Source organism: Staphylococcus sp. FSL W8-0304, from assembly GCF_038006565.1.
Taxonomy (GTDB): domain Bacteria; phylum Bacillota; class Bacilli; order Staphylococcales; family Staphylococcaceae; genus Staphylococcus; species Staphylococcus epidermidis.
In genome coordinates this window covers 1348841-1368528 of sequence record NZ_JBBOVL010000001.1, presented here as the reverse complement: position 1 = coordinate 1368528, position 19688 = coordinate 1348841, and the positions used below count along the sequence as shown (strand labels likewise).

Sequence of the window (19688 nt, the reverse complement as noted above, 5' to 3'; positions counted from 1 at the left end):
TCATTTTTGTGTTTATAAATCTATATCTGCACTCATAAGTCGATGTAATTGACCTTCTTCATCTTTAACTATAAGGAATCCATCTGAATCAATATCTATGGCCTCCCCCAAAAATTGATGATCATTTTCAGTGAATTTAAGTTGACGATGCCATATATTTGTAGTGTGAATATATTCTTCTCGAATTGACTCAAAAGTTTGATGTAAAAATTGATCAAATCGATGTATAATTTGAGTTAATAATGTAGTTAAAAAAGTATATCTATTAATTTTACTATCTGAATGCATACGTATACTTGTTGCTTTATCTTTAATATCCTCATCAAAATCACTTTCAACATGATTCATATTTATACCTATACCACAAATTATTGCTTCTATTGCATCATAGTTAGCAACCATTTCAGTTAAAAATCCACAAATTTTTTTATTACCAATATATATATCATTTGGCCATTTAATGGTTACACGTTCGTTCGAAAATTGTTGAATAGCATCTCTAATACCTAAAGCAATAAATAAATTAAATTTAGGTATCATAGAGAAAGGTACGTCAGGTCTTAGTACAAGTGACATCCACAATCCTTTTCCTTTAGATGATTCCCAATTACGATTGAATCTACCTCGACCTTCTGTTTGTTCATCGCTCAAGATTAAGAATGTATCATTATTTCCAACGAGTGCTCTCTTTGCTTTTAATTGGGTTGAATCTACAGTGTGATAAACTTCTAGATGATTAAAAAGGCCAAGTTCATCAAGAATGGGTTTTACAATACCGCTATACCACTGATCAGGTAATGAATTCAGTTGATGGCCTTTGTGATTTATTGACTTGATATCACAACCATCTTCTTTTAATAGGTCAATAACTTTTTTGACACCTGCCCTAGAAATATTGAGTTGATTGGCAATATATTGCCCTGATATGTAATTTGATTGATGTTCATACAACATTCTAATGACATCTTGACTATATTTTGACATGTGCATCCACCCATTCTAATATTTCTTCTTTAGTGTTGGCTATTTGATTTGATATGACTGCGATTTCTATTTCTCTAAGTGTATCTTTTAGCCATGGTCCTGAATTTTTATTCGTATGATTGAGTATATCTTTACCATTTATTGCCAATTCTTTTCTGCAATGGATAGGTAATTTTTTATTTGCTTCGCGAACACTTATTTCATTAATGATTAAGTGATTGGCTGTTGTAAGCCCATTTTGTTTAAGCAAATGATGTAATGATAATAGGATTTCAATATCTTTTAAATTGTAATCATATACTAATGTTATTAAAGATTGCTTTGACTGTATCTTAGGCAATGTTTGGATGAGTGTAATCCATTTTTTGATAGTTGCTTTTTCTTGATTGCTAATTTTCAAGGAGCTTAATTGTACATCTTTTGGTTGTTGGACGATTAAGATTGCAATCCAAAGTTCAAATGTGATGGGCTCATCTATATGAAGATGAGACATCTCAAATGATTTGAAAAAAGGTATATAATTAAATGCTTTCATGTTTTGCATGACTTCAAAGCTTTGTTTAACATTGTTTCCCATGATAAGCTTTTTAAGCTCTACTACTACACGTTCAACGGATAAATATTGTATATCTGAAATATGAGAAGACATTGCATGTAATGTGTCTGAATCAATTTGAAAATTAAGTTGTGATTGAAAACGTAATCCTCTAATGATACGAAGCGCGTCTTCTGCGAACCTTTCACTTGGTACACCAACAGTACGAATTACTCGATTTTTTATATCTTGTTGACCATTAAAATAATCATACAACTGGTAATTTAGATCCATTGCTATAGCATTCATTGTAAAATCTCTACGTTGAACATCTTGATATAAATCTCTTACAAAATACACTTCACTGGGCCTACGATGATTGATGTATTCATCTTCAGATCTAAATGTAGTGATTTCATAATTGTCATTTTGAAAGACCACGTTGATCGTACCGTGTTCTTTACCCACTGGTATGGTTTTATCAAATATAGATTCTATTTCGTCAGGCATTGCACTGGTAGTAATATCAACATCATGTATAGGTCGTTGCATGATGTAATCACGTACTGATCCACCAACGAAATAAGCTTTAAAACCTTTATTTTGAATCTTTTTTAAAATAGGTTTTGCTTGTTCAAATATCTCATGACTCATTGCTGTTCTCACCTTGTTCTAGCATCTTTCGATAATAGTTTTCATATTGGTCAGTAATTAAATCTGAACTAAATCTTGCTTCAATATCTTTCAGCATTTGGGATTGCATTTTTTGATATAATTCTGGATTTGATAAAAGTTTAATAGCATACTTTGCAGCTTGTGTACTATCTCCTATATCTACTATAAATCCAGTTTCTTCATGTCTGATGACCTCTTTAATACCACCTGCACGACTCCCTATAGGTAAGACGCCTGTTTTCATTGCTTCTAAGAGAGTTAATCCAAAACTTTCTTTCTCACTTAAGAGTAATACTAAATCAGATAGTTGGTAGAATGCGCTTACGTCATTTTGTTTGCCTAAAAAGAGTACGTGTGCTTCCACATCGAGCTCTCGTGCTTTATGTCGCATATCGATTAATTCTGGGCCATCTCCTAAAAGTATCAACTTGGACGGTATACTCTCATGAACTTTTGCAAATGTCTCAATCACTGTATCAATGCGTTTTACTTTTCTGAAATTAGAAACATGTATCAGTACCTTTTCTTCAGAAGAGATACCATAACAATCTTTTAATTCTTCATTATGACGAGTTGGGAATTCATTTTCCCGTACAAAATTATATATAGGGATGATTTCCTTTTGAGTATTGATAATTTCATAAGTTTGCTGTGCTAGTGAATGACTAACACTTGTCACAATATCACTTTGTTCTATGCCAAATTTTATCGCGTTTTGTAAAGTATGGTCATAACCTAACACTGTTATATCAGTGCCATGTAGTGTTGTCATAATTTTGACGTCTTTACCTGACATTTGTTTAGCTAATATACCACATACAGCGTGAGGTACAGCATAATGCATATGCAATATGTCTAAATCATATTCTTGTATAACGTCAGAAATTTTTGTACTTAATGTAATATCGTATGGTGGATATTGGAATACGGCATATTGATTGACTTCAACTTGGTGGAACGTCATGTTAGGTAAAGGTTTGCGTATTCTAAAGGGTATATTTGAGGTAATAAAGTGAACTTCATGGCCACGTTCTGCCATTTTAATACCGAGTTCTGTAGCAATAATGCCAGAACCACCCATGGACGGGTAACATGTTATACCGATTTTCATTTGTGCCCATCCTTTCTTAAATTATTTTCTTTCAAAGCGATTTTTATCTCTTGTATTAAACTTATTCATCGTGTCATTAAAGCTTTCTGTCATATCTATGTTCAGAGAGTTTGCAATACACAGTAAAACAAATAAATTGTCTCCCAATTCAGCTTTAATTGTATTATCTTCTTCAGTATCTTTCTTTTTTTTCTCTCCAAAATGATGGTTTATTTCGCGTGCTAATTCTCCAACTTCTTCTGTCATTCTTGCAAGATTGGCAAGTGGTGAAAAATAACCAGCTTTAAATTGACTGATATAGTCATCAACTTCTTGTTGCATTTGCTCCATAGATTTCATATGAAAGTACTCCTTTATCGCTATTCTTATATAGTATATTACAAAATAAAGTGCCTTGCATTTCAAGTGCAATGTTTAATATGTATTAAAAGATAGGCTTTTGTCACGTATTCAAATAAAAAAGGTAACCATTACAAATCAATTGTAATGATTACCAGGAACTGCGTTGTTATATATGATTAATCACTTGATCTCGCAATTAATATAATACGAGCAAGTTCAGCTAACGCAACTGCAGTAGATGCCACATATGTCATTGCTGCTGCAGATAAAACTTTTTTCGCGTGTTTGTATTCTTTCTCATTAACGATATTTAAAGCCGTTATTTGTTTCATTGCTCTTGAACTAGCGTTAAACTCGACAGGTAATGTCACGATAGAGAATAAAACTGCAAGTGACATTAAACCAGCACCAACCCATAGAACTGTAGAGCCAAAGACACTACCGAGAGCTGTTAAAACAATACCTACCATAATAATAATGTAGCTTAAAGAACTACCAATATTAGCTAATGGTACTAATGCTGTTCTAAATCTTAATGGTGCGTAACCTTGCTGATGTTGAATTGCATGTCCTACTTCATGGGCTGCAATTGCAGTACCAGCAACTGATGGTCTATCGTAGTTTGCAGGAGATAAACAAACAACTTTTTTATTTGGGTCATAGTGATCAGTTAAGAAGCCTTCGCCTTTAACGACGTCAACATCGTAAATGCCATTAGAATGTAAAATTTCTTCAGCTACTTCACGACCAGTTTTACCACTTGTGGATCTCACTTGTGAGTATTTTTCATAATTAGATTTAACTTTATGTTGAGCCCACATTGGAATGACCATTAATATTACGAAATATATAATCATTGATATTAAAGACATTAAACTCACTCTCCTTTATTTTCATTTTACTGTCAAATTTATCTTTAATCAAATGTTTTAACTTTCAACCACTTTTGTAATTTTAAAAATAAAATATACGATATGATAGTGAGACTATAAGCCAACACCCCTACTTCAATTAAATGTTTGGCGATAAAATTATAGTATGGATATTGTCCGTATATGTAATCTATTACGTCATTGACAGTCACCCATATGAAAGTCATCAATCCAGCCAACTTAGATATTTTAAAACGAGGATAAAAATAGATAGCTTCTAACATCATAATTGCGTGAGATATGAGCAACATAAGTCCGTTTATAGCAACATCATTCATTTTTATGAACATCAAAATATTCATAATTACAGCCCAACTACCATATTTAAATAGAGTTATAAAAGCTAAAGCGTCAATCAGTGCATTACGCTTATTAAATAGTATGAGTAATAATGATAAACATAAAAATAATGTAGCAGTGGGACTATCTGGAACAAATAATTTAAAATAATTTGGCGTGTTAGCTAATTGACTACTATACCAATGATAACCGTATATCGTACCAAATATATTGCAAACTAAAATAAAAGAAATCAACCATTTTTGATAAAGTGAAGTTTCCCAAAGCCATTGATTCATCTTAGTATGGGCTACCTATCATTTAAAGTTGATTGAATATCTTTTGATTTTAACACATTAAGTATTTGTGTGAGTTGATAAAAATAATCAGGTTCATTCATTTGTAAACTTAAATCAATATTGTTTTGTAAGGTTTGAATAATAGTTGTTTGTTTTCTTTTATCCATAGAAATTGAATACAAGTCTTGTACATAAGATGAATAACTAGGTGAATGAATGAGCTGCATTAATATTAAATCATCTAAGCGAGGTTCTCGCGCGTGACAATGAGCAAAATGTATTTGTATATCTAATCTTAATGTATGATTTGCAATATAATTAAAAATTTGATTTGTATTAATATAAGCTTTATTATCCTTGCTCAATTGAATTGCAGAAGCAGTTGTATCCACTTCTGCAATTTCTAAAGTATAATGATTATTGATTTTACTATTTACGAAATGTACATTATTTAGCTTATCTTGATTTGCCTTTAAATAATTTAATACCCACACAGTAATTCTTGATTTAAAACGATAGTTAAACAGAATATATTCTATAAAATTTTGTTTGATACGAATAAGAGAATCATTCATTTAAGTCACCAACTTACATTTGCAATCTCATTGACTCATCATGCCAATTTTCATTGCTTGGATCAATTTCTAATAATTGATTTAAAATCAAAAGTGCTTTTTCTTTTTGACCAATTTCTAATAAATAGAAGTAATAATCGCTTAAAAATTCAACTTGGGTTTGTAATGTTGGATATGCTAATTCAAAGAAATGTTGCGCTTCTTTATCTCGTTCTTCTTGACCGTATGCATATGCTAAATGCCACATGAAAATAGGATCTAAATCTTCTTCGTCTACATAAGTCAACAATTGTATAATTGATTCATAGTCTTCTTCATTACGATATAAATCACTTAAAATCAACAATGGTTCATGATATGCATTATCGACCTCTAAGGCTTGTTTTAACAATTCTACACCTTCATTTGCATCTCCATGCTCTATTTCTAAGCTACCTGTAGAAACCATTAATTCTTTGTAAAATTGACTTAAACGTAATCCTTCCTTACCAGTTTCTATAGCATCAGGATAATTTTTTTCATTTTCAAATAGAGATTGAAGATAAAAATATCCTTGTATAAAATCAGGATCTTTTGAAAGTAATGTTTGCATAATTTTAATTGCTTCTTGCGTTAAATCGTTTTTTTCATAGGCAATTGATTTTTTAAAGTAATCTTCAGAATTCATCTCTTCTTCATTAATTTCATCAAATAAGCTAATAGCATCTGAATAATTACCACTTTGTAAACTACAATCTGCCATTCGCGAGAAAAGATTTACTCCATTCACTTCATATTCACCTGTTTCCAATACTGTTTCATACTCTCTTGTAGCTCGTAAGTATTGCCCATCGTAGTATAATAGCTCTGCTAAGGCGAAGTGAATAATTGGATCATTAGGTTCAAGATCTAATGCTTCTTGCAATTTGTCAATTGCTACTTCTAACATATTAATTTGTTGATATAAATCGGCTTCAAGCATCAACTTTTCGGTAGATGGTTCTACTTGTGCTAAATATTCAAGTGCTTCGTCAGTTTGATTTTCAGACATGAGACCTTCGATAAAGTAAATGAGTAATTCACTTTCATCTGGGTATTTATGATATAACGTTCTAAAAACTTCTAACCCTTGAGGTGTAAGACCGAAATTATATAAAGTTTCACCAAGTATAAATAGCGCATCATCATTGTTTGAACTCAATGCCTCATTTACTCGAGAATCTAAGTTTTCTATTTTTTGTAGATTGATATCGTCTATAAGTTTATAGATATCTTCCATTTTTTATTTTCCCTCATTTTCTAAAAGCTTTAGTTTAGGTAAAAAACCTGGGAAGGAAACATTAACAGCGTCAAATTGCTCTATTTTGAGTGGTTCTGAACTAAGTAGTGAAGCTACAGCTAACATCATTCCTATGCGATGATCTGTTTGACTATCTACAGTTGCATTTGATCCAAACTCTGATGGATGTATAATAAGTCCATCATGTGTGGGTTGTAAATTAAAACCAAGTAAATTTAGCATGTCTGCAGTAGTATCTATACGATTTGTTTCCTTCACTTTTAATTCCTCTGCGTCTTTGATAATACAAGAATTTGAAGCTTGTGTGCAAAGTAATGCAATAACTGGCAATTCATCGATAGCTCTTGGAACTAAGTCGCCTTTAATTGTAACAGCATTCAAGTTCGGTGTATATGTTACATGTATTGATGCAGTTGGTTCTGCACCTTTGCTTACATTACTTAATTCAATGTTTCCTCCCATTTGTTTAACGATATCTATGATACCTGAACGAGTGGGATTAATGCCAACATTATGAATTGTAATGTCACTACCGGGCGTAATTAGAGCTGCGACTATGAAAAATGCAGCAGATGAGATATCGCCTGGAACATGAAAGTCTCTAGGCTGTATATGTTCAATTGCATAAGGTAAGGTTTGGATTGTCTTACCTTGAATTGATATAGGAATATTAAAGTGTGCAAACAATGTTTCTGTATGATTTCTACTAACATCAATTTCTGTGAGTGTCGTTGCTTCTTTTGAAAATAGGCTAGCAAGTAAAATAGCACTTTTAACTTGTGCACTTGCAACTTCCATTTGATAATTTATACCTTTAATGGTTGAAGGCTTAATAATAAGCGGTGTGTAATTATTATCAATTCCAGATATATTAGCGTTCATTTTCAGAAGAGGTTTCATCACTCTATCCATGGGTCTTTTGCCTATAGATACATCACCAGATAACACACTTTCAATACCTAATCCGCTTAAAAGACCAGCAAGTAATCGTGTAGTAGTACCAGAATTACCAGTATAGAGAACTTGGTGTGGCGTTGTGAAATTTTGATATCCTGGTGAATTGATTATGATAGAATTGTCCTGCTCTTCAATTGTTACACCCAATTGTTTAAAGATATCCATAGTACGTCGACAATCTTCTCCCAATAATGGTTCATAAATGGTTGATATACCTTTAGCTAATGAAGCTAACATAATAGCGCGGTGTGTCATCGATTTATCACCAGGTACTTCTATTTCACCTTTGAGTGGTCCATTAATATTAATTATTTCACTGTTATTCATTTGATTCACCTACTTAAAATAAGATTGTAATTCCTCGAAAGCTGATAAAAGCGTATCCTTATCAACATGAGTGACAACTGGTTTCCCTAAATTTTTAAGTAAGACCATTTGAATACCATTGTAATCATTTTTTTTATCTAGAAGCATAAAATGGTATGTATCTTCAAAATGAAGTTGTTTGATGATAGATAATGGATATTTAAGTTTTTTCATATAATTAATATAGTGTTGAATGTTATAATTTGACTCGAATAAGTGATTCGCAACAATAAATTGATAAAGAATACCAATCATAACTGCATGACCATGAGGAATTTTATGCTCATATTCAATTGCATGACCAAATGTATGACCAAGATTAAGAAACTTTCTTTTACCTTTTTCTTTCTCATCTTCAACAACAATATTTAGTTTTGTTTTTATACCCTCAAATAAATAATAATCTAGATTTTTTAACGCTTGTAAATTTTTATTTGAGGTAAAATTAGATTCGATATTTTTTGTTGAATCCTCGCCGTTTAATAAAGCGTGCTTATAGACCTCAGCATACCCACTTAGTATTTCAGAATATGGTAGAGTTTCTAAAAAATCTAAATCATAAATGACAGCTTTGGGTCGATAAAAAGCACCAATTAAATTTTTACCATGATCAGAATTAATTCCAACTTTACCACCTACACTTGAATCGTGGGCTAAAATAGTTGTCGGTACTTGGACAAATGAAACGCCTCTAAGTAAAGTTGCAGCAATAAACCCTGCGAAATCTCCTGTAGCACCACCACCAATGGCAACAATACACGTTTGACGTGTTAATTGATGGCTTAGTAAATATTCAATAGTACGATGATAATGTTCGAATGATTTTGACGTTTCTCCAGAAGGGATTACGATACATTTAGCATCAAGTTTTTGAGCCAAAGCTTCAAGTTTATCTACAAATAAATTATAGACTTGCTTATCGATAATGAAAAATCGTTGTTCTTCATTTTTAATGTATTTTTCTAAAGAGTTAATTGCGTGATGTTCAACGATAATGGGATAATTATCACTTGCATATGATGTTTTAAGTTCCATGCTTTCACCTCAATCATTCTAGGGTAATTAAAATTCTATATTGAGTTGTCGACGCTCTTTAATTTGTGCTATGAGTTGGTCCATGTGGTTAGATTGAAACTCTTCGAGTACTGCTTTTGCTAATTCAAAAGCGACAACGTGTTCACATACTACGCTAGCTGCGGGCACTGCACAACTATCTGAGCGTTCAATAGTAGCTTTGAAGTCTTCTTTACTGTTAATATCAACTGAGTTTAGTGGCTTATATAAAGTAGGGATAGGCTTCATCACACCATTAACAATGATAGGCATCCCATTACTCATGCCTCCTTCAAATCCACCTAAGTGATTTGTAGCTCTAAAATAGCCTAAATCTTGATTATAATGAATTTCATCTTGAATTTCGCTACCAGGTTTTTCAGCTGCTTTAAATCCTTCACCAAAACTTACACCTTTGAATGCGTTGATACTCACAACACCCTGTGCAATGCGTCCATCTAATTTACGGTCATAATGTACATAACTTCCCACACCAATAGGCATGTTTTCAGCCATTACTTGAACTACGCCTCCGATTGAATCTCCGTCTTTTTTCGCTTCATCTATTTTATCTCTCATTTGTTGCGCAATATTTTCGTCAACTACACGTACATCATTTTTATCTACATTATTTTTGAACATATCTACATCATATAAACCTTTGTCTTTAATACCACCAATTTCGACTACACGACTGTATAAGTGGATATCTAATTGTTCTAAAAGAATTTTTGAAACAGCACCCACAGCAACTCTTGCTGCTGTTTCTCTAGCAGATGAACGCTCGAGCACATTTCTTAAATCACGATGATTATATTTCATACCGCCTACAAGATCAGCATGGCCTGGTCTAGGTTTTGTAATGGTACGTTTCATATTTTCTCTTTCTTCATCGCTAATTGGTGCGACGCCCATTATTTTTCTCCAATGAGTGAAATCGTCGTTAGTAACTACTAAAGTTATTGGACTTCCCAAAGAAAAGCCATTTCTGACGCCTGACACAATTTCTATAGTATCTTTTTCAATTTGCATACGACGACCCCGACCATATCCCCCTTGACGTTTAAACATTTCCTTATTAATATCTTCAGCCGTAATTTCTAAATTAGCTGGAACACCTTCAATGATGACTGTAAGTTGTGGTCCATGTGATTCACCGGATGTGAGGTATCTCATGATCGCACGCCCCTTTCTATTCTTCAATACATTAAATTGTAATATGTTTAATATATTATCATATTCAATCAAACAACATAAGTCAGTTAGATAAACAAGAAGATTTTTATTTTAGCAGTTATAAATATTTTAGAAAGAATAGCACCAAGATGATTGTTATTCGTAGTGACATTATACAAATTAAAAATTAGTCTACTGAAAAAAATCAAAAGAGCTAAATCATTAGATACATGAATGAAATACTAAAAAATACGTCATTACTTAATAATGAATACTCAATTGTCAAAAAATAAAAATTGCTACATAATCGAACATTTTATGCTGTTACATCGTTTAATCCCTAGATAAAAATTTAAATAGACTAATTCAATAATTATTATTTTAAACAAATGGCATTTGGTTAATCAAAAAAATGCCTGAGACACAAATGTGCGTCACAGACATTAACGGATAAAATGAATTTCATTATTTGATATTTTTATTACTCGTATAACCAATCTTCTCTAGGTTCTTTATAATCAGCAATTTCACTACTTGTAAACCATAATTTAACTTCACGTTGTGCTGATTCTGTTGAATCCGAACCATGTATAATATTACGACCTAGATTTAAACCATAGTCGCCTCGAATTGTACCAGGAGCTGCTTCACTTGGATTTGTACTTCCAATAATTTTACGAGATACAGCTACAGCATTTTCACCTTCTACTACCATAGCAAAAACGGGTGCAGAAGTAATGAATGAAATTAACTTGTCGTAGAACGGTTTTCCTTTATGTTCACTATAATGTTTTTCAGCTAGTTCCATAGGCACTTGCATAAACTTACCGCCAACAAGCTTAAGACCTTTCTTTTCAATGCGAGATATAATCTCACCAATTAAATTTCTTTGGACAGCGTCCGGTTTAATCATCAAAAATGTGCGTTCCACTTCGTGTGTCCCCCTGTGCATGTGTTTCATTCATTTTTATAAGTATGTAAAAAACTTAAAACATTGCAAGCTATAAAAATATCCTGCTACTTAGTATGGTAACAGGATAATGAAGCGCTTTCAACTTTTGTCACAAAACTTACTTATTTCGACTTCCCATTTTTTTAATAAGCTTTCTAAATAGTTCTTTATTAGGACCATCCTCTAATTCATCGATTAAATTGATTGCTTTATTTAAATATTTTTCACTTATTTGTTTTGACTGTTCTATGCTTTCGGACTGTCTAATTATTGTTATACAAGTTTCGAAAGCATGTTGAGGACTGTCAGGATTAAGTTGTGAAACTTTATCTTTAAAAGTCTTATTTTTTCGCATTTCTAATAGTACAGGTAATGTAATATGACCATTCATAAGATCACTACCAACCGGTTTACCAAGTTTCTTTTCAGAACTGGTAAAATCTAACACATCATCTATAATTTGGAAACTCATACCTATATAATGTCCGATCATTTTTAATTTACGAATAACGTCATTTGACGCATTAGAAGTAATCGCACCAACTTGTGTAGACAGTTGAATAAGAAGTGCTGTTTTACGGTTGATACGACGTAAATAATTAGTAATTGTTTGATTGCTATTAAATTGATCTTGAAATTGAAATAGTTCTCCTCTACACACATCAACAATTGATTTAGAAATGGTCGTATGGACACGAGTATCACTGATTTCAGATAAATGCTTGAGTCCCATAGCAAGTAAGAAATTTCCAGTTAAAATAGCTGTACTTTGGTCCCATTTTTTTGAAATAGTGAGTCGGCCTCTACGTTTATCACTTTTATCTATCACATCATCGTGGACTAAGGTAGCCATGTGAATTAATTCTAAAGCTACTGCTACACGATACGTGTCTTCTGAAGTTTTGTTGTTAGAGCCAAATTGACCACTTAAAATAACAAAAGCGGGTCTAACTCTTTTTCCACCTGAAGATAGTAAATGGAATGAGGCGTCTTGTAATGTTTGATCAGAACTTATAATTGCTTCTTCAAGTCGCTTTTCTACTTTCTTTATTTCGTTGTTAATGTTTAACTTTGCCACGTTAATCACCTTTGCTAGAACTGTTTTCTTTATAGCCAAGGTGCATTGCAGCAACGCCACCTGTAAAGCTACGTACAATGATATCGTTAAAACCTGCTTCAAAGAATAGGCCTTTCAATGTTTGTTTGTCAGGAAAATTAAATGTTGATTGTTGCAACCACTCATATTCCTCTTTAGACTTAGCAAACATCTTACCGAAAATTGGCATCACAAATTTAAAGTATAAACTATAGATTTGTTTGAATAATGGCAATGTCGGTTGGCTTGTTTCAAGACATACCACCATGCCTCCTGGTTTTAAAACTCGATGCATTTCTTTGAGTGCTGACAAATAATCCGGTACATTGCGTAAGCCAAAACCAATAGTAACATAATCAAATGAGTTATCATCAAATGGTAAATTCATAGCATCACCATGAACAAGCTGGATATTGTCCAATGAAGCAGTTTTCTGTTTACCTACCTCAAGCATATTTTCACTAAAATCAAGACCAGTTACTTGACCTTTTGAGCCTACTGCTTCGCTTAATGCAATAGTCCAATCAGCGGTACCACAACACACATCTAAAGCTTTACTACCTTTTTGTACATTCATAGTACTCATAACATGTTTTCTCCATACTTTATGTTGTTCGAAACTTATGATGTTGTTGAGTCGATCGTATTTTTGAGAAATATTTTGGAATACTGTATGAACTTGTTCTTTTTTAGCTTGATTTTCAGCCATTTTCATTACCTCTTCTTTTTATAACTTTTGCTAATTTCTTGAATATATTTATCTATTTCATGTCTGTTAAACTTACCCAGATACTCAGGATGGTAATCTTTATATTTAGAAGTCAATTCAGTGAATAATTTGATTTTATCAATAGAACTTCCAAAATGGTTAATTGTAAGATATGGAAATAGTATTTCGATATCTAGAATCGCATCTTTCAATTCTTCATCAGTGAGATCATTTTGATTAATTGATGATTTATCCTCATTGATTTTAACAATGGCCTTGCTCATTGTAAGTTGAAAAGTGGAATCTTGAATATTTGCTAATAGAGTATAGAAATGAGCACTTAATAGGTCCCCTATTAATATTGCTTTCTTAGATAGATGATTATCACCGATAGCATCCAAATGACGCATAGATGTATCAATTGTGAGGCAAGCAATCTTAGCTTCATCTGGGATAGAGTACATATCTAATAATTGACTTAAAGAGCTATTGATTTCAATAGACTCATACTCATTAATGCCCTTAAGCAGTTGTTCTACATGTTTGTTCAGTTTGCTTATTGTCGTTTCCATGTTCACACCTCACGATATTATCATTAACAATATTAACATTATATGTAAAAAAATAAAATCTATTGGATTAAGTCTTTTAAAATAAATAGTTATTCTATACAAGTGGCTTGCGATTTTAGGAATAAAACTCATTTTACCAAAGATCTAGTAATTACTAATATGATAATAATTACTAGATGGCTTTATATAAATTTTTTAACTAGATGATTACTAGCTAGTATAGCTAGATAAACGAGCTTAATTAAATAGTAAATGAGTATATCAACCCAAACTCATTCCTAAATATATATGTAATTGATTGAAATGACGTAATTTATCAAATTTTAAGACTAAGACAGTCGATAATATAAATATTTTTAATATTGATACAAGTTATGAAGTGTTGAATCTACTTAAAAATAAAATATATAGATTGATAGACTATTGATCTATAAGTTAAAAAGAAAAAGCCCTCAAAGGGGCTTTTTTAAGTAAATTATTTTACAGCATCTTTTAATGCTTTACCAGCTTTAAATGCTGGTACTTTACTTGCAGGGATGTCAATTTCTTTACCTGTTTGAGGGTTACGACCTTTACGAGCAGCGCGTTCACGTACTTCAAAGTTACCGAAACCGATTAATTGTACTTTTTCACCTTTAGCAAGTGAGTTTTGGATAGATTCAAATACAGCATCTACTGCTGAACCAGCTTCTTTTTTAGTTAAGTCAGCTTGTTCTGCAACTGCATTGATTAAATCAGTTTTATTCATTATGAATTCACCTCCTGAGGTTTTATAATGATATTCATTATATCATTATGTTTTGACTTTAACACAAGGGTTACTGTCATCGCAACGATTTATGCAATAGAAACGTTGGTTTTATGCGATTTATGACGAATTTTTTTAATATTCGCTCATAAAAAGTAATATTACACTATCTATTCTGCTTTTTTGTCTCTTTCCATAAGTGTTCTGACACTTTTACTTACAGGAACATCTTCAAATAAAACTTCATATAGTGCGTTGGTGATAGGCATTTCTACTCCTTCTTGTTGAGCAAGATGATATACTGACTTAGTTGTATAAATACCTTCAACTACCATTTTCATCTCTTTTAAAGCTTCTTCTGCTGTTTTGCCTTGCCCTAATTTAAATCCAAGTGTGTAATTTCGTGAATGTGTGGACGTACAAGTTACGATCAAGTCACCTATGCCACCTAGACCTAAGAAAGTCATTGGATCTGCTCCAAGTTTCTCACCAAGTCGACTGATTTCGGCTAAACCTCGTGTCATTAAAGCAGCCTTGGCATTATCACCGTAACCCATGCCGGCAACGATACCACTAGCTATAGCTATAATATTTTTTAAAGCACCACCTAGTTCTACACCTACTAAATCATTATTTGTGTAAACACGTAAATAGTTGTTCATAAATAAATCTTGAATAAGTTTGCTCACATTATTATCTTTAGATGATGCAGCTACAGTTGTAGGTTGTTTGATAACAACTTCTTCAGCATGACTTGGACCTGATAAGACACCGATTCCTCCATTATGTTCTGGCAAGATAGAATCCTCAATCATTTCAGATACGCGCTTAAATGTACCGTTTTCAATGCCTTTAGCAACATGAATAAAAGTCTTTTTAGATGTGAGTAATTGATCGATATCTTTTGATACTTCTCTTATTGCTTTTGTAGGTAGAGCCATAAGATAGATATCTGAAAATTGCACTGCGCTATTTAAATCTGCAGTTGCTTTTATAGATGAATCTAATTTAGCATCTTTAAGATAACTTTTGTTCATATGATGTGTGTTAAGTTCATCTACATTCTCTACATTTTTGCCCCACATTAAAACATCATGACCATTTTGAGCTAATACATTAGCTAATGCAGTACCAAAACTACCCATACCAAAAACTGTAATTTTTCTCATTATTGAATTCCCCTTTGTTTTTAACTTCTTTTTCTTGGAATAATATGAATAGGTGTTCCTTCAAAACCAAAAGCATTACGTATTTGGTTTTCTAAATATCTCCTATAAGAAAAATGCATTAATTCGACATCATTAACAAATACTACAAATGTCGGTGGTTCAATTGCAACCTGAGTTGTATAGAATACGTTAAGTCTTCTACCTTTGTCAGTAGGTGTTGGATTCATTGAGATGGCATCAGTAACAACTTCATTAAGTGTCGAACTTTGGACACGCTTTTTATGATTTTCACTGGCTTGATTGATATAAGGGAATAATGTTTTTAATCTTAGCCCTTCTTTTGCTGATACGAACGCAATTTGAGCATAATCTAAAAATTGAAATTCATTTCTAACATCATCAGTGAATTTTTTCATTGTCTTACTATCTTTTTCGACTGTATCCCATTTATTTACTACAATAACAATAGCTTTACCTTCCTCATGTGCATAGCCAGCTACACGTTTATCTTGTTCAATTATACCTTGTTCAGCATCAATAACTACTAATACTACTTCTGAACGCTCAATCGCTTTTAATGCACGTAATACAGAATATTTTTCAGTCGATTCATACACCTTTCCCTTTTTTCTCATTCCAGCAGTATCAATCAATACATAATCTTGTCCATCATAAGAGTATTCGGTATCAATGGCATCTCGAGTTGTACCAGCAACATTAGACACAATAACACGTTCTTCGCCTAAAATAGCATTGACCAAGCTAGATTTACCAACATTAGGTCTACCTATGATGGAAAGACGTATCGTATCTTCGTCATAAGGATCTTCTGATTCTTTATTAAAGTTTTCAACGACAGCATCTAGTAAATCCCCAAGTCCTAATCCATGTGAACCAGAAATAGGATATGGATCTCCAAAGCCTAAAGAATAGAAATCATAGATATCATTACGCATTTCAAGATTATCAACTTTATTCACAGCTAATACAACAGGTTTCTTAGATTTATAAAGCATTTGTGCGACCATTTCATCACTTTGTGTAAGTCCTTCTCTAACATTGACCATAAAAATGATGACATCTGCTTCTTCAATTGCTATTTCTGCCTGTGCACGGATTTGAGTTTGAAAAGGAGCATCTCCAATTTCAATACCACCTGTATCAATGATGTTAAATTCATGAGTCAACCACTCGCCAGATGAATAAATACGATCACGAGTAACGCCTGGCGTATCTTCTACTATAGATACACGTTCGCCGACAACTCTATTAAAGATTGTAGATTTTCCCACGTTTGGTTTTCCTACAATTGCTACTATCGGTTTAGTCATAGGATAAACTTCCTCTCTTTTTTAATCTACATAATTTTATCACAAGAGCAGATTTATTCAAAACTTGAATATGTTTATTTTACATGTTCGAAAATATATATTTTGTACAGTATATCATTAAAAAAAAGACTCCAATTATTACACGTAAATTTGATTTTAAGCTTACGCGTAAATTGGAGTCATTATATTTTATATCGCAAATGATTTTATTTTAATTAAAATTTAAGATCTTTAAATTTGTCACCAAAAACGTCGCCTAATGTTGGTTTATCTTCATCATTATCATCTTCAAGATATGATTGAGTTGTGGATGCGTCACTTTCAATGACATTCTCTTTTGGTAATGTTGCTTTGATTGATAATGAAATTCTTTCATTATCTTCATCGATACCTAATATTTTTACATTAACTTGTTGTCCGGGTTCTAATACTTCGTTAGGAGAACCGATATGTTTATGATCGATTTCAGAAATATGCACTAAACCTTGGACGGATGGAGCAATTTCTACGAATGCGCCAAAGTTCGCCAAACGTACTACAGTACCTTCAATAACATCATCTTCGTGAAATTTCCCTTTAATGTTTTCAAATGGTGTTGGTAAAGTGTCTTTAATAGATAAAGAAATACGTTCAGAATCTTTTTCTACAGATTTAACTTTAACTTTGACTGCTTCACCGACTGACACAACTTCTTCTGGTGTTTGAACATGTTCATGAGATAATTCAGATACATGAACTAAACCATCTACACCACCAATATCAATGAAAGCACCAAAGTTAGTTAATCGAGCAACTTTACCATCAATAACATCGCCTTCATTTAAAGAATCTAATATTGAAGCTTTTTTAGCATCGTTTTCTAACTGTTCCACAGCTTTACGGCTTAAAATGACTCTATTATTTTCAGGATCAAGTTCCTCCACTTTAATACGGATTGTTTGACCATCGAATACAGAAAAGTCTTCAATGAAATCAGTTGAAATTAGAGAAGCAGGTACAAACCCTCTTTGACCAACGTCAACGACTAAACCACCTTTAACTACTTCAGTAACTTCAGCTTCAATCACTTCATCGTTATTTAGTTTTTCTTGTAAATATTCATAAGATTTTTCAGTTTCAAGTTGTCTTTTTGATAAAATGTATGCCCCAGTATCGTTTTCTTCATCGAACTCGATTTTAGTGACGTACGCTTCAACTTCATCACCGACTTTTACAACTTCACTAGGGTTTTCGATATGATGTGTTGAAAGCTGGCTAATAGGAATAATTCCATTAAATTTGCCACCATTAATATGCACAACAACTTGTTTATCCTCTACTTGTTGAACTTCACCAGTGACTTTGTCACCTTCTTTAATATCATTAATCATTGATTCATTGAATTCTTCAGTCATCTTGTATGCCTCCTTATACACTACATAATTATAACATCTTATAAACAAGTTAAATTGTCAAGAGATACCACTTTATATGAATAGGTTGCATCTATCTTTAATTTATAACAAAAGTTTAACAGAGCACCTAGTTAAGTGATGGTCAATTTAGTTTGTAGTATATTTAATAACATTGTTATTTTTATTGTAACATAAATTTCATGGCAATTAATCCTAAGCTCATAATAATATGAGGAATAAAATTGAAAAAGATATATCAGAATTGGTAATAAACATTGTATTACTACTCTATCGAGGAGACTTGGTTAAAAATAAGATTATTTACATAGTTCTCAATGGTCAAAAATAAAAGCCAGAGACAGAGCGTCCGTGGCTTTTGAATAAATCAACACTAATAATTTTAATATGTTCTAGTCATTGATTATAAATTCTACTACACTTAAATGTTTACAATAAACAATATTAGAATTTTAATTTTAACATTTAAAGTAGAGACAATATTTCATTTGTTACCTCTTCTATAGATTTACCAGTAGTATCAAGTGTAATAGCATCTTCGGCTTTTTGTAATGGCGAAATTTCACGATTCATATCATAGTGATCTCGTGCTTCAATTTCGTCTTTTAATTGTTCTAAATTTGATTCAATGCCACGTTGTTCATTCTCTTTTTGTCGTCGTTCAGCGCGTTCAGCAACAGATGCAATCATATAAACTTTTAATTCGGCATCTGGTAATACAACTGTACCAATATCTCGGCCATCCATAACGATACCTTTTTTAGCAGCTAATTCTTTTTGTATTTTCACTGCAAAGGAACGCACTGGTTCTTTAGAAGCAACATAAGATACGTGATGTGTTACATCATTTTCTCTTAAATAATCAGTGACGTCTTGATTGTCTAGTATGATTCTTTGCCCTTTTGCTTCATCATAAGTAAGCTCAAGTTTAGTGTTATTAATTAGATAATCAAAATTTTCGGGTTTGCCATTTTGTAAATATTTATATGTAATGGCACGATACATTGCTCCTGTATCAACATATATCATAGATAGACGACTGGCTACACGTTTAGCAATAGTACTCTTACCTGCAGCAGCTGGGCCATCTAGTGCAATATTAATTGAACTCATTATTTGATAACCTTCCTTGTTGT

General features: G+C 32.3%; 20 protein-coding genes. All 20 read right to left on the bottom strand.

Annotation, left to right across the window (positions count from 1 at the left end; genetic code table 11):
* Positions 1-12: 12 nt before the first annotated feature.
* Complete coding sequence (locus NST35_RS06525; protein ID WP_002475196.1) at positions 13-984, bottom strand: biotin--[acetyl-CoA-carboxylase] ligase; 972 nt, start codon at positions 982-984, stop codon at positions 13-15.
* A complete protein-coding gene (locus NST35_RS06520; protein WP_002457681.1) occupies positions 971-2173 on the bottom strand; it encodes a CCA tRNA nucleotidyltransferase in 1203 nt (400 codons plus the stop codon). Before NST35_RS06520 ends, NST35_RS06525 begins: the two co-directional genes overlap by 14 nt.
* Entirely contained in the window at positions 2163-3305 is a 1143-nt protein-coding gene (gene bshA / locus NST35_RS06515) for an N-acetyl-alpha-D-glucosaminyl L-malate synthase BshA (RefSeq protein ID WP_002457682.1), read from the bottom strand. Before bshA ends, NST35_RS06520 begins: the two co-directional genes overlap by 11 nt.
* A gap of 21 nt (positions 3306-3326) precedes the next feature.
* Positions 3327-3644: a nucleotide pyrophosphohydrolase gene (locus tag NST35_RS06510; RefSeq protein ID WP_001832769.1), complete on the bottom strand. Its 318-nt coding sequence runs from the start codon at positions 3642-3644 to the stop codon at positions 3327-3329.
* 179 nt (positions 3645-3823) lie between these two features.
* Entirely contained in the window at positions 3824-4519 is a 696-nt protein-coding gene (locus NST35_RS06505; protein WP_002446466.1) for a zinc metallopeptidase, read from the bottom strand.
* Between the two features lie 44 nt (positions 4520-4563).
* Complete coding sequence (locus tag NST35_RS06500; RefSeq protein ID WP_002446467.1) at positions 4564-5157, bottom strand: DUF1405 domain-containing protein; 594 nt, start codon at positions 5155-5157, stop codon at positions 4564-4566.
* A gap of 11 nt (positions 5158-5168) precedes the next feature.
* Positions 5169-5732, bottom strand: a complete 564-nt coding sequence (locus tag NST35_RS06495; RefSeq protein WP_002446468.1) for a YpiB family protein — start codon at positions 5730-5732, stop codon at positions 5169-5171.
* Positions 5733-5745: 13 nt separating this feature from the next.
* On the bottom strand, positions 5746-6990 hold the full coding sequence (locus tag NST35_RS06490; RefSeq protein WP_002446469.1) for a tetratricopeptide repeat protein: 1245 nt from the start codon (positions 6988-6990) through the stop codon (positions 5746-5748).
* Positions 6991-6993: 3 nt separating this feature from the next.
* Positions 6994-8295, bottom strand: a complete 1302-nt coding sequence (gene aroA, locus NST35_RS06485; protein WP_002457684.1) for a 3-phosphoshikimate 1-carboxyvinyltransferase — start codon at positions 8293-8295, stop codon at positions 6994-6996.
* Between the two features lie 9 nt (positions 8296-8304).
* Entirely contained in the window at positions 8305-9369 is a 1065-nt protein-coding gene (gene aroB / locus NST35_RS06480; protein WP_002457685.1) for a 3-dehydroquinate synthase, read from the bottom strand.
* Between the two features lie 27 nt (positions 9370-9396).
* The gene (gene aroC, locus NST35_RS06475; protein WP_002446472.1) at positions 9397-10563 is read right to left on the bottom strand and encodes a chorismate synthase; all 1167 of its coding nucleotides are present in this window, start codon (positions 10561-10563) and stop codon (positions 9397-9399) included.
* Between the two features lie 481 nt (positions 10564-11044).
* Positions 11045-11494, bottom strand: a complete 450-nt coding sequence (gene ndk, locus NST35_RS06470; protein WP_002457686.1) for a nucleoside-diphosphate kinase — start codon at positions 11492-11494, stop codon at positions 11045-11047.
* Between the two features lie 139 nt (positions 11495-11633).
* Positions 11634-12593: a polyprenyl synthetase family protein gene (locus NST35_RS06465; RefSeq protein ID WP_002457687.1), complete on the bottom strand. Its 960-nt coding sequence runs from the start codon at positions 12591-12593 to the stop codon at positions 11634-11636.
* Between the two features lies 1 nt (position 12594).
* Positions 12595-13320: a demethylmenaquinone methyltransferase gene (locus tag NST35_RS06460; protein WP_002457688.1), complete on the bottom strand. Its 726-nt coding sequence runs from the start codon at positions 13318-13320 to the stop codon at positions 12595-12597.
* Positions 13321-13325: 5 nt separating this feature from the next.
* The gene (locus tag NST35_RS06455) at positions 13326-13892 is read right to left on the bottom strand and encodes a hypothetical protein (RefSeq protein ID WP_002457689.1); all 567 of its coding nucleotides are present in this window, start codon (positions 13890-13892) and stop codon (positions 13326-13328) included.
* 475 nt (positions 13893-14367) lie between these two features.
* On the bottom strand, positions 14368-14640 hold the full coding sequence (locus tag NST35_RS06450; RefSeq protein WP_001043863.1) for an HU family DNA-binding protein: 273 nt from the start codon (positions 14638-14640) through the stop codon (positions 14368-14370).
* 170 nt (positions 14641-14810) lie between these two features.
* On the bottom strand, positions 14811-15809 hold the full coding sequence (locus NST35_RS06445) for an NAD(P)H-dependent glycerol-3-phosphate dehydrogenase (RefSeq protein WP_340747279.1): 999 nt from the start codon (positions 15807-15809) through the stop codon (positions 14811-14813).
* Positions 15810-15829: 20 nt separating this feature from the next.
* Positions 15830-17140 (bottom strand): ribosome biogenesis GTPase Der, encoded by a 1311-nt coding sequence (gene der, locus NST35_RS06440; protein WP_002457690.1) that lies wholly within the window; start codon positions 17138-17140, stop codon positions 15830-15832.
* A gap of 215 nt (positions 17141-17355) precedes the next feature.
* A complete protein-coding gene (gene rpsA, locus NST35_RS06435) occupies positions 17356-18534 on the bottom strand; it encodes a 30S ribosomal protein S1 (RefSeq protein WP_002446479.1) in 1179 nt (392 codons plus the stop codon).
* Positions 18535-19017: 483 nt separating this feature from the next.
* Entirely contained in the window at positions 19018-19665 is a 648-nt protein-coding gene (gene cmk, locus NST35_RS06430) for a (d)CMP kinase (protein WP_002457691.1), read from the bottom strand.
* Between the last annotated feature and the right edge of the window lie 23 nt (positions 19666-19688).

Excerpts from the sequence above, each read along its gene's own strand:
- NST35_RS06525 (WP_002475196.1), bottom strand. The coding sequence starts at position 984 with ATGTCAAAATATAGTCAAGATGTCATTAGAATGTTGTATGAACATCAA.
- NST35_RS06520 (WP_002457681.1), bottom strand. The coding sequence starts at position 2,173 with ATGAGTCATGAGATATTTGAACAAGCAAAACCTATTTTAAAAAAGATT.
- bshA (WP_002457682.1), bottom strand. The coding sequence starts at position 3,305 with ATGAAAATCGGTATAACATGTTACCCGTCCATGGGTGGTTCTGGCATT.
- NST35_RS06510 (WP_001832769.1), bottom strand. The coding sequence starts at position 3,644 with ATGAAATCTATGGAGCAAATGCAACAAGAAGTTGATGACTATATCAGT.
- NST35_RS06505 (WP_002446466.1), bottom strand. The coding sequence starts at position 4,519 with ATGTCTTTAATATCAATGATTATATATTTCGTAATATTAATGGTCATT.
- NST35_RS06500 (WP_002446467.1), bottom strand. The coding sequence starts at position 5,157 with ATGAATCAATGGCTTTGGGAAACTTCACTTTATCAAAAATGGTTGATT.
- NST35_RS06495 (WP_002446468.1), bottom strand. The coding sequence starts at position 5,732 with ATGAATGATTCTCTTATTCGTATCAAACAAAATTTTATAGAATATATT.
- NST35_RS06490 (WP_002446469.1), bottom strand. The coding sequence starts at position 6,990 with ATGGAAGATATCTATAAACTTATAGACGATATCAATCTACAAAAAATA.
- aroA (WP_002457684.1), bottom strand. The coding sequence starts at position 8,295 with ATGAATAACAGTGAAATAATTAATATTAATGGACCACTCAAAGGTGAA.
- aroB (WP_002457685.1), bottom strand. The coding sequence starts at position 9,369 with ATGGAACTTAAAACATCATATGCAAGTGATAATTATCCCATTATCGTT.
- aroC (WP_002446472.1), bottom strand. The coding sequence starts at position 10,563 with ATGAGATACCTCACATCCGGTGAATCACATGGACCACAACTTACAGTC.
- NST35_RS06460 (WP_002457688.1), bottom strand. The coding sequence starts at position 13,320 with ATGGCTGAAAATCAAGCTAAAAAAGAACAAGTTCATACAGTATTCCAA.
- NST35_RS06455 (WP_002457689.1), bottom strand. The coding sequence starts at position 13,892 with ATGGAAACGACAATAAGCAAACTGAACAAACATGTAGAACAACTGCTT.
- NST35_RS06450 (WP_001043863.1), bottom strand. The coding sequence starts at position 14,640 with ATGAATAAAACTGATTTAATCAATGCAGTTGCAGAACAAGCTGACTTA.
- NST35_RS06445 (WP_340747279.1), bottom strand. The coding sequence starts at position 15,809 with ATGAGAAAAATTACAGTTTTTGGTATGGGTAGTTTTGGTACTGCATTA.
- der (WP_002457690.1), bottom strand. The coding sequence starts at position 17,140 with ATGACTAAACCGATAGTAGCAATTGTAGGAAAACCAAACGTGGGAAAA.
- rpsA (WP_002446479.1), bottom strand. The coding sequence starts at position 18,534 with ATGACTGAAGAATTCAATGAATCAATGATTAATGATATTAAAGAAGGT.
- cmk (WP_002457691.1), bottom strand. The coding sequence starts at position 19,665 with ATGAGTTCAATTAATATTGCACTAGATGGCCCAGCTGCTGCAGGTAAG.